General features: G+C 35.9%; 13 protein-coding genes and 1 riboswitch. Of the genes, 4 read left to right on the top strand and 9 right to left on the bottom strand.

The features are described 5' to 3' along the window. Positions 1-47: 47 nt before the first annotated feature. The 9 genes from LNP19_RS12055 to LNP19_RS12015 all read right to left on the bottom strand — a co-directional run bounded on the left by LNP19_RS12055 (position 48) and on the right by LNP19_RS12015 (position 9,461). Complete coding sequence (locus LNP19_RS12055; protein WP_230062160.1) at positions 48-1,370, bottom strand: Na+/H+ antiporter NhaC family protein; 1,323 nt, start codon at positions 1,368-1,370, stop codon at positions 48-50. Positions 1,371-1,427: 57 nt separating this feature from the next. Next, positions 1,428-1,525, bottom strand: a riboswitch (SAM-I-IV-variant riboswitch). Positions 1,526-1,642: 117 nt separating this feature from the next. Further along, positions 1,643-2,065: a hypothetical protein gene (locus tag LNP19_RS12050; protein ID WP_230062159.1), complete on the bottom strand. Its 423-nt coding sequence runs from the start codon at positions 2,063-2,065 to the stop codon at positions 1,643-1,645. A 216-nt stretch (positions 2,066-2,281) separates the two neighbouring features. After that, positions 2,282-3,154: a succinate--CoA ligase subunit alpha gene (gene sucD, locus LNP19_RS12045; protein WP_230062158.1), complete on the bottom strand. Its 873-nt coding sequence runs from the start codon at positions 3,152-3,154 to the stop codon at positions 2,282-2,284. A 110-nt stretch (positions 3,155-3,264) separates the two neighbouring features. After that, positions 3,265-4,194 (bottom strand): UDP-3-O-(3-hydroxymyristoyl)glucosamine N-acyltransferase, encoded by a 930-nt coding sequence (locus LNP19_RS12040; protein WP_230062157.1) that lies wholly within the window; start codon positions 4,192-4,194, stop codon positions 3,265-3,267. Positions 4,195-4,263: 69 nt separating this feature from the next. Continuing rightward, complete coding sequence (efp, locus tag LNP19_RS12035) at positions 4,264-4,830, bottom strand: elongation factor P (RefSeq protein ID WP_230062156.1); 567 nt, start codon at positions 4,828-4,830, stop codon at positions 4,264-4,266. Between the two features lie 75 nt (positions 4,831-4,905). After that, on the bottom strand, positions 4,906-5,691 hold the full coding sequence (gene lpxA, locus LNP19_RS12030; RefSeq protein WP_072945935.1) for an acyl-ACP--UDP-N-acetylglucosamine O-acyltransferase: 786 nt from the start codon (positions 5,689-5,691) through the stop codon (positions 4,906-4,908). Between the two features lie 76 nt (positions 5,692-5,767). After that, positions 5,768-7,156, bottom strand: a complete 1,389-nt coding sequence (locus tag LNP19_RS12025) for a bifunctional UDP-3-O-[3-hydroxymyristoyl] N-acetylglucosamine deacetylase/3-hydroxyacyl-ACP dehydratase (RefSeq protein WP_230062155.1) — start codon at positions 7,154-7,156, stop codon at positions 5,768-5,770. Then, the gene (lpxD, locus tag LNP19_RS12020; protein ID WP_230062154.1) at positions 7,149-8,192 is read right to left on the bottom strand and encodes a UDP-3-O-(3-hydroxymyristoyl)glucosamine N-acyltransferase; all 1,044 of its coding nucleotides are present in this window, start codon (positions 8,190-8,192) and stop codon (positions 7,149-7,151) included. The genes LNP19_RS12025 and lpxD overlap by 8 nt, the downstream gene beginning before the upstream one ends. Before the next feature lie 39 nt (positions 8,193-8,231). Beyond that, a complete protein-coding gene (locus LNP19_RS12015; RefSeq protein WP_230062153.1) occupies positions 8,232-9,461 on the bottom strand; it encodes an HD domain-containing protein in 1,230 nt (409 codons plus the stop codon). A gap of 173 nt (positions 9,462-9,634) precedes the next feature. Between LNP19_RS12015 and LNP19_RS12010 the strand changes: the two genes are divergently transcribed. The 4 genes from LNP19_RS12010 to LNP19_RS11995 are packed head-to-tail and all read left to right on the top strand — an operon-like array spanning position 9,635 to position 15,860. Beyond that, positions 9,635-10,123 (top strand): GbsR/MarR family transcriptional regulator, encoded by a 489-nt coding sequence (locus LNP19_RS12010; RefSeq protein ID WP_230062152.1) that lies wholly within the window; start codon positions 9,635-9,637, stop codon positions 10,121-10,123. A gap of 22 nt (positions 10,124-10,145) precedes the next feature. Beyond that, positions 10,146-11,291, top strand: coding sequence for an efflux RND transporter periplasmic adaptor subunit (locus tag LNP19_RS12005; RefSeq protein WP_230062151.1), 1,146 nt, complete (start codon positions 10,146-10,148; stop codon positions 11,289-11,291). An 8-nt stretch (positions 11,292-11,299) separates the two neighbouring features. Then, positions 11,300-14,470, top strand: coding sequence for an efflux RND transporter permease subunit (locus LNP19_RS12000; protein WP_230062150.1), 3,171 nt, complete (start codon positions 11,300-11,302; stop codon positions 14,468-14,470). Beyond that, positions 14,460-15,860 (top strand): efflux transporter outer membrane subunit, encoded by a 1,401-nt coding sequence (locus LNP19_RS11995; protein ID WP_230062149.1) that lies wholly within the window; start codon positions 14,460-14,462, stop codon positions 15,858-15,860. The genes LNP19_RS12000 and LNP19_RS11995 overlap by 11 nt, the downstream gene beginning before the upstream one ends. Positions 15,861-15,864 lie beyond the last annotated feature (4 nt).

Below are 15,864 nucleotides of genomic sequence, written 5' to 3'. Positions count from 1 at the left end.
TTTAAAAAAAATTTGAAATTCAATAACATCAATATAAATAACTTCAATTAAATTTTAAAAATGCGATTTACCCATTTATCCCAAAAATTGGCATAAATAGCAACCAATGTAAAGATAAACAAGAATAAGTGATACCAGGCATTACTGATTAAATCTACGAAATTCAGTTTCCCATTAGCAAAGCTTAAAATTAGCAGCACTTGAGCTCCGTAAGGCAAAATCCCCTGAATAATACAAGAAAAAATATCAAGTATTGTTGCCGTTTTCCTTGGATTTAAATCATATTCGTCATTGATTTCTTTGGCAATATTTCCCGTAATGACGATAGAAACCGTATTGTTAGCAATTGCTAAATTCGCGAGTCCCACTAATGTTCCAATTCCAGTTTGAGCTGATTTTTTGCTTTTAATGCGTCTTTTCACCTGAGACAAAACATAATCGATACCGCCGGCTTTATCTACCATGGCTGCTAAACCACCTGTAAGCATAGAAAGTAAGAAAATTTCAGTCATACTGGTAAAGCCTTCATAGATTTTCTGGGTAAAAGCCATCAAAGTAAAATTATCCCCAAAAAAACCGATGGCACCAGCAAGCAAAGTGCCAATAATTAATGTCGAAAAAACATTAACTCCGGATACCGCCAGAACAATCACCAACACATAAGGAACTATAGTAACCCAATTAAAGCTGTTTGTAGGAATTGCAACGGTGTTAATATCAGAATTTAATCCCAAATAAAAGAGAACTAAAATAGTGATTAGCGCAGCAGGAAAAGCAATAAATAAATTGATTTTAAACTTGTCCTTCAATTTACAACCCAAAGATTGTGTTGCCGCAATCGTAGTATCCGATATCATCGAAAGATTGTCTCCCAGCATCGAACCTCCCAATAAAGCACCTGAAATTAAAGGCAAAGAAGCGCCACTTTTGTCAGCCAAACTTACCGCTATGGGTCCAATGGCGACAATCGCTCCAACCGAAGTTCCAGTTGCCGTAGATAAAAAAGCAGCGATTAAAAAAATTCCCAACGGAAAATAGGCAACATCAATATTATTAATTCCTAAACTTACTACTGCATCTACACCGCCCGTAGCTTTACTCACGACTGCAAAAGCACCAGCCAGTAAATAAATCAAACACATAGTCATTATTTTACTTTCTCCGCATCCGGCTATCAAAGTTGAAATTTTCTCCTCTGTAGATGATTTAAAAAGGAGAAATGCAGAAATAATTCCCAATAAAACCGCAACCGGAGATGGAAACGCATAGAAATCATTGAGCCAAATACCAGCTCCCAAGAAAGTAAAGATAAAAATCAATAAAGGAATTAAAGCGAATGGATTACCATCATTTTTAACATGTTTTGTCATAATCAATTTATTAAATGAAAGGGATATGACGAAAAACAAAAAAGCAAAACAGGAATAAAAAACAACATTTTTTCCAAAGGATTTGGCTTATCGTTTTAGCACCTTGCTCGTTGTTGCAGGTTGCTATCTCCTAATAGAGATTCGTGATAACGGCTGCAAAAATAATATATATTTTAATATAAAAACATTCCTTTGCTAGTTTTTATGATTTTAAAGCAAAAAAAAGCCTTACCGAAGTAAAGCTTTTTTAAAATTATATAGATTGCAATGTTTTAGAAAGCCACATTCCATCTTGGTAATTTTCCGTTTTCATCTAAGAAATTCTGCAAAACTTGTCCTTCTACAGCCGTTGGAATAGCTTTAACTGTATCATTGAAAGTGTCGTACCAAACCACTTCTAATACACTAATGTCTTCCTTTTTCATTTGTGCCGGCCAAGAATATTTTCTTCCTGTTTTTGCAAATTGGTGACCGTTTACGATTTTATCATACAAACCGCCATTTTTGATTTTCAATGTTCCGTCGTTTTGAACAGTTCCTGTAGAACCAACCATAATCAACTCTTTGTCATCTCCTACTGCGTAAACTAAAAACACACCAGATCCTTCAGAAGCATTACAAACTTCCTCTAAACTATGATCGATAGAAAATGAAAACTGATTGCTAACTTCGAACTTTTTTAATTCCTTATACATATTATTTTATTTTTATTTGGATTGGCTTTGGAAAAACTAGCTCACAAAGACATGAAAAACAATTCAAAACCATTCATTTATATTGTTTTTATTAAAAATAAACTTCTAAAAAGCTTATTTTTTAATAAGTTGCAAAGGTATTTTTTTAATTCGATTTATAATAAAAAAGCCCCACAAATTGTGAGGCTTAATCTATTTTTAGTTTTAAATAGTAAACTATCCTAAAACTTCTTTTACTTTTTTACCAATTTCAGCTGGTGAATCAACAACATGAATACCGTTGTCTCTCATGATTTGTTTTTTAGCTTCAGCAGTATCATCAGCTCCACCAACGATAGCACCTGCATGACCCATTGTACGTCCCGCTGGAGCAGTAACTCCTGCGATGAATCCTACAACTGGTTTACGGTTACCATCAGCTTTGATCCATTTAGCAGCATCAGCTTCTAGTTGACCTCCAATTTCACCAATCATAACGATACATTCCGTTTCTGGATCGTTCATCAATAATTCAACCGCTTCTTTAGTAGTAGTTCCAATGATTGGATCTCCACCAATACCGATAGCAGTAGTGATTCCTAATCCTTGTTTTACCACTTGATCAGCAGCCTCATAAGTTAAAGTTCCTGATTTTGAAACGATACCTACGGTTCCTTTTTTGAAAACAAAACCTGGCATAATACCCACTTTAGCTTCACCAGGAGTAATAATTCCAGGACAGTTAGGACCAATTAATCTTGCATTTCTTTCTTTTACATAGTTATTAGCGTGAATCATATCAGCAACAGGAATTCCTTCTGTAATTGCGATAATCACTTTTATTCCAGCATCAGCAGCTTCCATAATTGCATCAGCAGCAAAAGCAGGTGGTACAAAAATGATAGTAGTGTCAGCTCCAGCTTGTTCTACAGCATCTTTCACTGTATTAAAAACAGGTCTGTCTAAATGCGTAGTTCCTCCTTTACCCGGAGTAACACCACCCACAACGTTAGTACCGTACTCAATCATTTGAGAAGCGTGGAAAGTTCCTTCACTTCCTGTAAATCCTTGAACAATTATTTTGGAATCTTTATTAACTAAAACACTCATGATATATATTTTATGTGATTTTTTTTAAATAGTGATGCAAAAGTAAGGTTTTCGAAATTATTTTAAGCCTTTTTTCGTATCAAAATAATTTATGATAATTAAGTTTGCTGTTATTTTAATTTAATTAAAATTTCAGGAATCTTTTTGATATTAGCCAATTGTTTTAATTTTTCTCTGGACTCTTCGATAGGCGTACCAAAATAGGTCTTTCCTCCTTCAACCGATTTTGTAACCCCGGTTTGACCAAGAATCACCGCTTTTTCACCAATAGTAATTCCGCTTGTGGTTCCTACCTGCCCCCAAATGGTAACTTCATCCTCAATAATTACGCAGCCGGCAATACCCGTTTGTGAAGCAATTAAACATTTTTTCCCAATTACAGTATCATGACCTACATGTACCTGATTGTCTATTTTTGTTCCTTCTCCAATGGTCGTATCTCCAGTAACCCCTTTATCAATTGTACACAAAGCTCCAATGCCTACATTGTTCTCAATAACCACTCTTCCGCCCGAAAGCAATTGATCAAAACCTTCTTCTCGCTTCTTATAATAAAAAGCATCAGCTCCTAAAATTGTTCCGGCATGAATGATGACATTATCACCTATAATTGTATGGTCATAAATAGAAACATTAGAATGGATCAAACAATTCTTCCCTATCACCACATGATTACCTATGAAGCTATTTGGTTGAATTACAGTGTTTTGACCTATTTCAGCTGAAGCAGAAATCGAAGCGTTAGAAGCTTGAAAAGGCTTGAAATGATTCGTCAACTTGTTGAAATCTCTAAAAGGATCGTCTGACAATAATAAAGCTTTTCCTTCTGGACAATCTACTTTTTTATTGATTAAAATAATAGTTGCGGCTGAGTTTAGTGCCTTATCGTAATATTTGGGATGATCTACAAAAACAATATCACCTGCTTCAACAACATGAATTTCATTCATGCCCAAAACGGGAAAATTCGAATCACCAACATACTCGCAGTCAATTATGGCTGCAATTTCTTGTAAAGGATAAACTTTTGGGAATTTCATAAATTTAGTATTCAGTGTTCAGTGTTTAGTACTCAGTTTGACTATAAACTGAATACTAAACACTGTAAACTATTCTTTTACACGCTCCATGTATGAACCAGAGGCTGTATCAATTTTAATTTTATCTCCTTCATTGATAAACAAAGGTACATTTACCGTTGCACCAGTTTCAACAGTTGCTGATTTAGTTGCATTTGTAGCCGTGTTTCCTTTAATTCCTGGTTCTGCATAAGTTACCTCAAGTATTACAGATGCTGGCATATCTACAGAAAGAGGCAAATCTGTTTCTGTATTGATGCTTACCATTACATTCTCGCCTTCTTTTAATAATTCAGGTGAGTCTAAGATGTTTTTATTCAAAGATATTTGTTCAAAAGTTTCCGTATTCATAAAATGAAACTCGTCCCCTTCTGGATATAAAAATTGAAATTTATGATTTTCAACACGAACTTCGTCAATTTTATGTCCTGCCGAAAAGGTATTGTCTAATACTTTTCCGTTAGTCAAACTTCTTAATTTTGTTCTAACGAAAGCGGGACCTTTACCTGGTTTAACATGAAGAAACTCGATAATCTTATAAATATCATTATTGAATTTAATACACAATCCGTTTTTAATATCTGATGTAGATGCCATTTTATTTTTTTATTTGTTGATTCGTTGATTCGCTAGTTTAATCGATTAAGTAATTAAAGGATTAAACATTTTTTATTAATAGTTCCCAGAGTATCCTTTCATAACACCTCTTGATGAATTTCTGATAAAATCAATAATTTCATCTCTCTCAGGAGTTGCTTCCATCTCACCTTCAATAATGCCTAAAGCCTGAGTGGTGTTGTAATTTTTTTGATATAAAATTCGGTATATATCTTGAATCTCTCTGATTTTTTCAGTCGAAAAACCACGTCTTCTTAATCCCACCGAGTTAATCCCTACATAAGACAAAGGCTCTTTAGCTGCCTTTGTATAAGGAGGAACGTCTTTTCTTAAAAGCGAACCACCTGAAATCATGGCATGATCTCCAATGTTAATAAATTGATGCACTGCTGATAATCCACCCACAATGGCGTAATTCCCTACAGTCACATGTCCTCCTAATAATACTCCATTGACAATAATGGCATTGTTTCCTACGTGGCAATCATGCGCAATGTGTGCACTGGCCATAATCAAACAATTATCACCTATAACGGTTTGACCCGATGCAACTGTTCCTCGATTGACTGTAACACATTCTCTAATGGTACAATTATCTCCAATAATTGCCAAAGATTCTTCTCCTCCAAATTTTAAATCCTGAGGAACAGCAGAGATTACTGCGCCAGGGAAAATGTTGCAATTCTTTCCTATTCTTGCACCTTCCATGATAGTAACATTGGAGCCAATCCAAGTACCATCTCCTATAACTACATTGTTATGAATGGTTGTGAAAGGTTCTATGACAACATTTTTGGCGATTTTAGCGCCAGGATGAACATATGCTAATGGTTGATTCATCTGCTTGTTTTTATTGTTTTCTATTTAATCAAATAAAAGATTGAAATTAATTTCCAATGCGCTTATTTGTCTTTATTTATTGTTTTTTAGCAATCTGTGCCATTAATTCAGCCTCAGCCACTAACCTTCCGTTAGCATAGGCATTAGCTTGCATGTGACAGATCCCTCTTCTAATAGGAGTAATCAAATCGCATTTAAAAATTAAAGTGTCTCCAGGCAGTACTTTTTGTTTGAATTTAACATTATCAATTTTCATGAAATAAGTTAAATAATTCTCCGGATCCGGAACTGTACTTAATACTAATATTCCTCCTGTTTGCGCCATAGCTTCAACAATTAAAACACCTGGCATAACCGGAGCATCAGGAAAGTGTCCAACAAAGAAATTTTCATTCATTGTTACATTTTTCATCCCTACCACATGGCTGTCTGACATTTCAATGATTCTGTCAATCAGCAAGAAAGGAGGTCTATGAGGCAAAACTGCCATGATTTTATGAATATCCATCAATGGTTCCTGATTCAAATCATAAACAGGAACATGATTTCTTTGCTCAATTTTTATAATTTTCGCCATTTTCTTGGCAAATTGAGTGTTTACAAAATGGCCTGGTTTATTAGCAATCACTTTACCTTGGATTTTAGTACCAATTAAAGCCAAATCCCCAACAACATCTAATAATTTATGTCTTGCTGCTTCATTAGGATAATGCAAAGTAAGATTGTCTAATATGCCGTTTGGTTTAACATTAATGGTTTCTTTACCAAAAGCCAGTTTTAAATTCTCCATTGTAGTTTCGGATATATCTTTATCTACATATACAATGGCATTATTTAAGTCTCCTCCTTTGATTAAACCATTATTCAATAGTGCTTCTAATTCGTGTAAGAAACTAAAGGTTCTGGATTCGGCAATTTCAGATTTAAACTCTGAAATATTTTTCATGGTTGCATTTTGAGTTCCTAAAATTTTAGTTCCAAAATCCACCATCGTGGTCACGCAATATTGATCACTCGGCATGATTAATATTTCGCTTCCGCTAGCTTCATCAGTAAAAGAAATAACCTCTTTTACTACATATACGTTTCGTTTTGAATTTTGCTCTTCAATTCCGGCTTTTTCAAGCGCTTCAACAAAATATTTAGATGAGCCATCCATAATAGGTAGCTCAGAAGCATTTAATTCTATAATAACATTGTCTAAATCACAACCTACTAAAGCTGCCAAAACATGTTCTGGAGTCTGAATTTGAACCCCAAGTTTTTCTAAATTTGTTCCTCTTTGTGTATTAACAACATAATTAGCGTCAGCTTCAATAACAGGCTGTCCCTCTAGATCTACTCTTACAAAAGTAAAACCATTATTTACTGGAGCAGGTTTAAAAGTCATTTTAACTTCCTTACCTGTGTGTAATCCAACTCCTGTTAGCGAGATTTCTGTCTTGATGGTCTTCTGTTTAACCATTGTTTCCATTTTTTTGGTTTAATATTTGTTTCTTTAACTCTTCAATTTCTGCTACAAGTTTAGGCAAATTCCTGAAATGCACGTATGATTTGCTAAAATCATTGTATCCAAATGCCGGACTTCCTTGTAAAACTTCATTGTCTTTTATGTTTCTGGCTAGACCTGCTTGGGCTTGAATGCGTACATTATCACCAATGGTTAAATGTCCAGCAATTCCTACTTGTCCGCCAATCATGCCGTTTCTTCCTATTTTTGTCGAACCAGCAATTCCGGTTTGAGCAGCGATAACAGTATTTTCTCCTATTTCAACATTGTGTGCTATCTGGATCTGATTGTCTAATTTTACACCTTTTCGAATAATAGTCGAACCCATTGTGGCTCTATCGATTGTGGTACAAGACCCTATGTCTACATTGTCCTCTATGACAACATTACCTATTTGAGGTATTTTTTTATAGGTTCCATCAGTATTTGGTGCAAAACCAAAACCATCTGCTCCAATAACGACTCCCGAATGGATGATACAATTATTTCCAATTACGGTTTCTGAATATATTTTTGCTCCGGCAAAAATAGTGACATTATTACCAATAATAACATTGTCACCTATGAAACAATTAGGATAAATCTTAACATTATCTCCCAAAGTCACGTTTTGACCTATATAACTAAAACTACCTAAATATAGTTTTTCGCCATATTTCACGTTTTCCGATATAACTGTTGGCTGTTCTATTCCGATTTTTTGACCTTTTGCCTGATCGTAAAATTCTAATAATTTGGAAAAAGCCATATAAGCATCTTCTACTTTTATAAGAGTGGTTTTTAGTTCAGATTCTGGAATAAAAGATTTATTAACTATAGTAATGGTAGCTTCTGTACTATAGATGTAGTTATTGTATTTGGGATTTGACAGAAAAGTTAATGAACCTTCCTTCCCTTCCTCAATTTTAGATAATTCATGTACTTCAGCATTGGGATTCCCAACAACCTCACCTTCTAATATTCCCGCTATTTGTTCTGCTGTAAATTTCATCGGCACAAAAATATAAAAAAATAGATTTTAAATGTTCATTTACACAAGTTGTTTTGGGAAACAGATATAATATTTAGTGACCGATTTTGATAATGATTTCAAATTCAACTGATCTGAAGATTCAATTACATCTTCGACAGTTCTGTCTTTTTTCAAAATTCGGATAGGCTCAGCTTCCTTACTATAGGCCTGATTTTTTATTTTTCCTCTAAATATAAAATAATTCGTTTCGGGCAAACTAATGTTGTTTTCTACTGCAAAACGCTCTTTTAGAGGTTGTAAATCTTCAATTTGCACTTTTTCACTAGTCAGTTTAATCTTTAATAAATCCCTGTTGATAATCATATTACTCAAAGTAGCTAAAATAAAATCATCCTGCCGTTGCCATGCTTTTAAAGCACTAATAATATCAAAATCGTCTAATTGTGAAAACAAATCGAGTGTTTCTGTATCAAAAAGATCTAGAGTAATTTTATTTTGCAAAAAGAACTGTAAAGGCTCACTGCAAGGCAAAACCACGCCTTTCAAAGTTAGTTCTTTGGCTCTTTTCAAGATTTTAGTCAAAACTAATTCTGCCGCTAAACTGGTTTTATGCAGATAGGCCTGCCAATACATCAATCGTCTAGACATCAGGAATTTTTCAACCGAATAGATTCCCTTTTCTTCAATCACCAGTACATCATCGACCACATTCATCATTTGTATGAGTCGCTCTGAATTGACATTTCCTTCGGCTACACCTGAATAAAAGCTGTCACGTTTTAAATAATCCATACGATCCATATCGAGTTGACTGGAAATCAATTGCAACATGAACTTTCGATGATAATCACCTTCAAAAACCTGAATAGCCAAATCCAGTTGTCCTTTGAATTCCACGTTTAATTGATTCATAAATAAAAGCGAAATGGATTCATGGTGCACATCTTCAACAATACTTCTTTCCATTGCATGCGAAAACGGCCCATGACCTATATCATGCAATAAAATGGCAATATATAAGGCATTTTCCTCTTCTGGAGATATCACAACACCTTTAAAACGCAATACATCAACCGCTTTTTGCATCAGATGCATACAGCCCAAGGCATGATGAAAACGGGTATGATTAGCACCCGGATAGACTAAATACGACAATCCCATTTGAGAAATCCTACGAAGTCTCTGAAAATAAGGATGCTGTATCAGGTCATATATTAAGGCATTAGGAATGGTAATAAACCCGTAAATTGGGTCGTTGAATATTTTTAGCTTATTGATTTGAATCACTTTAACTTTATTTTAGGGCAACAAATATAGTTAAATTAAACTTTTACTGTTTCAATTCTATTTTAAAAAGAGCCAGTGATTTGCTCATTTTTTTTCTTAAATTTAATTAACAAAAAATTAAGTTCGCTTAGTTCGGTGTTTTACGAACTAGTCATATCTTTGCAAAAAAAACAATGGATACAGCAGAAAAAGATAGAGAGGAAATCATCGAAATGTTCGGTGTTCATTTTGAGTCTACATTTGATATTCCACCGCTTGCCGCAAGAATCCTTGGAGTTATAATTATAGATGGTTGTAGATCCGGTTTGACATTTGAAAGCTTAATAGAAAAATTAGGTGCCAGCAAAAGTTCCATTTCAACTAATCTAAATTTACTGCTCAAGATGGAAAAAATAACCTATTTCACCGTTTTGGGAGATAGGAAAAAGTATTACAGAGCCGCTCCTCTAAGCAATCGCTTGGCCAATTATTTAAAAATGATAAAATGGGAGCAGCAAATAATTGATAAGATGATTACCTACCGAGAACGAACAATTTCATGTGCGGAGGAAAAAACAAATTTAGAAAATATTAAGTTTTACAAATCCCATATTGAGCAAGTAGAAGAACTCATTATGAAAACCATTTCTGAATTCAAGGACATAGAAAGCATAAATAAATAATCCATAATCAAATTAAATAAAAATGAAGAAAAAATTATTTCCAATACTAGCTGTTTTGCTTATAGTTTCCTCTTGTGGAAAAAAGGAACAACAAGCACCACCACAAGGGCCAGCACCTTTTCCTGTACAAACAGTAACTACTAATGACGCTACTGTATATCAAGAATATACAGCTAATATTGAAGGACAACAAAATGTTGAAATTCGTCCTAAAGTGAATGGTTTTATCCAAAAAATTTATGTTGATGAAGGTCAGGTCGTAAAAAAAGGGCAAATACTTTTTAAACTAGAAACACAATCTTTAAATCAGGATGCTTCTGCGGCCAAAGCGATGGTGCAAGCTGCTCAAGTAGAAGTGGATCGATTAAAACCCCTTGTAGATCGAAAAATCATCAGTAATGTTCAACTGGAAACAGCTAAAGCAAAATTAGCCCAAGCCAAAAGCGCTTACGGAAGTATTGCTGCAAATATTGGCTACGGGACAATTTATTCTCCTGCAAGCGGAACCATAGGAAGCCTGCCTTTCAAAGAAGGTAGTTTAGTAAGTGCCACCAATCAAGAGCCTTTGACTACTGTTTCAGATACAAGAATCGTACGTGCTTATTTCTCTATGAACGAAAAACAATTGCTTTTATTCAACAAGACTTTCAAAGGGGCAAATGCAGCCGAAAAATTAAAGTCGGTTCCTCAAGTTTCATTGCTTTTAGTTGACGGTTCTGAATACGATCAAAAAGGGAAAATTACAACCATAAACGGTTTAGTGAATGCCGCAACAGGAACTACTGATTTTAGAGCTGAATTTCAAAATCCACAGGGAATTTTAAGAAGCGGAAGCAGCGGAGTTGTTCGTTTGCCAATTATACAAACTAATGTAATTCTAGTACCTCAAAATGCTGTTTTTGAAGTACAAGGAAAACAAATCATTTACGTAGTTGAAAAAGGAAATAAAGTAAAATCAAGAATTATTGAAACTAATGGAACTTCTGATTTGAATTTTATTGTAACAAGCGGATTATCAGATGGTGAAGTTGTCGTAGTTGAAGGCGCATCAAAACTAAAAGACGATATGGAAATTGTTCCGCAACAAGCTAAGGAAGTAAATGCACAAAAAACGGAAGCAGTTGCGATAGATTCGGTAAAAACAAATAGTACAGCCATTAAAAAATAAGAGTCAAGATGTTAAAAACCTTTATAGAGAGACCCGTTCTCTCGACCGTAATCTCAATCTTAATCACCATTTTGGGTATTTTAGGATTGATGTCATTACCCGTAGAACAATACCCCGAAATAGCGCCGCCAACAGTTCAGGTAACGGCTACTTATACAGGAGCAAATGCCGAAACGGTTCTTAACAGTGTGGTTATTCCACTGGAAGAAGAAATCAATGGTGTGGAAGGAATGACGTATATGACTTCCTCTGCCGCTAATGATGGTTCGGCTAAGATTTCCGTTTATTTTGAATTGGGTGTCGATCCTGATATTGCCGCAGTAAACGTTCAAAATAGAGTCTCCAGAGCAACGTCAAAACTGCCTCAGGCGGTAGTGCAAACGGGAGTTACGACCCTTAAAAGTCAAACGAGTGCGTTGATGTTTTTTGCTTTGTATTCCAATAATGAAACTTTTGATGAAACCTATATTCAGAATTATGCCAAAATAAACTTGGTACCCAAGTTACAGCGTGTAAAAGGTGTTGGTCAGGTAAACGTTTTTGGAGCCAAAGATTACTCGATGCGAATCTGGATTGATCCGGCAAAAATGGCCAGTTACAATCTCTCTCCAAAAGACATTCAAACAGCATTACAAGAGCAAAATGTGGAAGCAGCTCCGGGTAAATTTGGTGAAAATGCGGAAGGAGTTTATGAGTATGTAATCAAATACAAGGGACGTCTTTCTGAAACAAAAGACTACGAAAACATCATTATCAAAGCCACTGGAAACGGAAATTTCTTAAGACTTAAAGATGTTGCCACGGTAGAATTAGGTGGCTTCAATTATGGAACAAAGAATATCGCCATGGGTAAACAAGGTGTTGCCGTTGGGGTATTCCAAACTTCGGGTTCCAATGCCCAAGATATCATTACTGAAGTGGTTAGCATTCTGGATGAAACAAAACCTAGTTTTCCGGATGGAGTAGATTATGTTATTCCTTACAATACTAAAACTTTCTTAGATGCCTCTATTGATAAGGTAATTTCAACATTGATTGAAGCCTTTTTATTGGTATTCCTTGTAGTGTATTTGTTCTTACAGGATTTTAGATCGACATTAATCCCTGCTATTGCGGTACCTGTGGCGATTATAGGAACCTTCTTTTTCTTGCAGATATTTGGTTTTTCGATTAATATGTTAACCTTATTTGCGATGATTCTTGCCATTGGTATTGTTGTCGATGATGCTATTGTCGTCGTCGAGGCAGTTCATGCCAAGCTGGATGAGGGAGCTAAATCAGGAAAAGAAGCTACTATTTCAGCGATGAGTGAAATTACCGGTGCAATTATTTCGATTACTTTAGTAATGTCAGCGGTATTTATTCCGGTATCTTTCTTGAGCGGACCTTCGGGTGTGTTTTACCAACAGTTTGCGATAACATTAGCCATTGCCATTTTGATCTCGGCAGTAAATGCCTTGACTTTGAGCCCGGCTTTATGTGCTTTATTTTTAAAACCACATACTGATTCAAAACACCATAAGAAAAACTTTAAAGAGAAATTTTTCATTGCTTTCAATACTAGTTTTGATCGAATGAACAACAGATATGTGAAATCTCTTGGATTTTTGGCCAGAAAAAAATGGATTACCGTTACGGCTTTAATCGTTTTTTCAGGAATTACTTTCTTTTTGTTCCAAACGACTCCTTCCGGATTTATCCCGAATGAAGACAGGGGAATCATCATGGCCGATTTGACACTTCCTCCGGGAACAACCTTGGAGAAAACACAAAAAGCGGTCAATGAATTGGATTCTATCCTAGCATCGATGGATATTGTTGAAGCTCGAATGAGCGTGGTAGGATTCAGTTTATTAAACAGTGTAAATGGAGGTTCTTATGCCTTTACGGTAATTAAATTAAAGGACTGGAAAGAACGTAAAGGAGCCAACCAATCAGTTGATGCCGTAGTAGGCGAATTATTTGGTAGAACAGCGCATTTTAAAGATGCCAGAGCATTGTTCTTTACGCCTCCAAGTGTGCAAGGTTTTGGTGCAGCAGATGGTTTTGAACTAAAAATTCAGGACAAAGGAGACGATGATTGGGCTACAGTGAGTAAGGTAACGAATGAGTTTTTAGGGGAGTTAATGAAAAGACCCGAAATTCAATATGCGATGACCAACTTTAATCCTAATTTCCCGCAATATCAAATGGATATTAACGTAGAAAGAGCTAAAGATGCTGGAGTGTCTGTAACGGATATTTTCAATACGATGCAAGGCTATTATGGTGGATTGTACACAACGGATTTCAACAAATTCGGAAAACAATACCGTGTAATGATTCAAGCCAAAGCCTCAGACCGTACTAATCTGGAATCTATAAATTCTATTTATGTCAAAAATGCCTCAGGACAAAAAGTGGCAATTAGTCAATTTGTTGATTTCAAAAGAATTTATGGTCCTGAAGCAGTAGCGCGATTCAACATGCTAAAAGCTGTAAATGTCAATGGTAAAGCGAAACCGGGTTACAGTTCTGGTGATGCCATCAAGGCCGTTCAGGAAGTAGCTGCCCAGCATTTGCCAAAAAGTTATACCTATGAATTTTCCGGTATGACACGTGAGGAAATTTTGGCTGGAAATCAAGCTATCGGAGTGTTCTTATTGAGTTTAATATTTGTTTATTTCTTGTTAAGTGCGCAGTATGAAAGTTATTTAGTACCACTTTCGGTATTACTTTCGCTTCCTGTTGGTATAGCCGGAGCCATTGGTTTTGTGAAATTGGCAGGACTAGAAAACAATATTTATTTCCAGGTTGCCCTGATCATGCTGATAGGACTACTGGCCAAAAATGCCATTCTGATTGTGGAATTTGCCATACAAAGGCGCCGACACGGAATGGATTTAACGGCCGCTGCCATTGAAGGGGCAAAAGCCCGTTTGCGTCCTATTTTAATGACCTCATTAGCCTTTATCTTCGGTTTGATGCCATTGGCATTGGCCTCAGGAGTTGGTGCTGTAGGAAACCGTTCTATCGGTATGGGAGCTGTTGGAGGAATGTTAGTAGGAACTGTTTTTGGAGTATTTGTAATTCCAATATTGTTCGTAATATTCCAAGGATTACAGGAAAGAATTTCCGGGAAACCATTTGATGATAAAGAAGCTGAAGTAATACTTTTAGACGAAGAAAATGAAAAATAAAATATACAGAGTCGCACTATTGGCTGTCACGGCAACACTGATGCAATCGTGTTTTGTTGCCAAAGACTACAAGCGTCCAGAGTTAAAAACAGAAAGTTTATACCGAAATGAAGTAGTGGCCACAGACACTACTTCATTGGCCAATGTCTCTTGGGACAAGATTTTTACAGATCCCGTCTTGCAGGGCTACATTCAGAAAGGATTGCAAAACAATTTGGATATCCGAATTGCAATCCAAAACCTCGCTGCGGCAGAAGCTACCATGAAACAAGGAAAAGCAGGCTACTTCCCTACTCTTTCTGCTGGAGCCGACTGGACGCATCAGGAACTTTCCAGAAACAGTCAGTTTGGTGCCTTGTTAAAAGATCGCAGTACTGACCAGTTTCAGATGACGGGTACTTTATCCTGGGAAGCCGATATCTGGGGCAAAATAAGAAGTAATAAGCGTGCTGCCAATGCGGCTTATTTACAAACAACGGCAGTTAATCAAGCAATAAAAACGCAATTAATTGCTACGATTGCCACAACTTATTACCAATTGCTTTCGGTAGATGCCCAAATAAAAGTAGCCGAGAAAACGTTGATAAACAGAAATCAAAGTGTCGAAACAATCTTGGCTTTGAAAGATGCCGGAAGTGTAACCGAAGTGGGTGTAAAACAAACCGAAGCCCAGAAATATGCCACCGAAATCATCATTGCCGATCTAAAAAACAACATTATTTTCTTAGAAAATACAATGAGTGTTCTTTTAGGTGAGCCATCTGCTAAGATAGCTCGTACTACTTTTGAATCACAAACGATACAACCCAACATCACCTTAGGTGTTCCTGCTAATTTACTGAGGAACAGACCCGATGTTATTGCTGCTGAGTACAATTTGATCACTAATTTTGAAATGACCAATGTCGCCAAAAGTGGCTTTTATCCAACGCTGAAAGTAACGGCGACAGGCGGACTTCAAAGTATTGATTTGAAAGAATGGTTTAGCGCCAATTCTATTTTTGCCAATGTGATTACGGGTTTGACCCAGCCGATATTCAATCAAAGGCAAGTGAAAACCAAGTATGAAGTAGCCAAAGCCAATCAGGAAAAAGCCTATTTACAGTTTGAGCAATCTTTGCTTACAGCCGGTAAAGAAGTATCTGATGCTTTAGCGCAATACAACAATGAAACCTATAAAATCAAAGTTCGCGAGAAACAAGTAGATGCTCTTTTAAAAGCAGCCGATTTTTCAGATGAATTATTGACCTATGGTTTAGCCAATTATTTGGAAGTTTTAACGTCTAAAAATGACGCTTTGAACGCCGAATTGAGTTTAGTTGATAATAAATTCCAACAATACAAAGCCATTATCCAATTATACAGAGCCCTAGGTGGCGGATGGCAATAGCTTA

It is taken from the genome of Flavobacterium acetivorans (genome assembly GCF_020911885.1).
GTDB lineage: Bacteria > Bacteroidota > Bacteroidia > Flavobacteriales > Flavobacteriaceae > Flavobacterium > Flavobacterium acetivorans.
The sequence above is the reverse complement of the archived record's forward strand: the minus strand, read 5'-3'. Positions and strand labels throughout refer to the sequence as shown.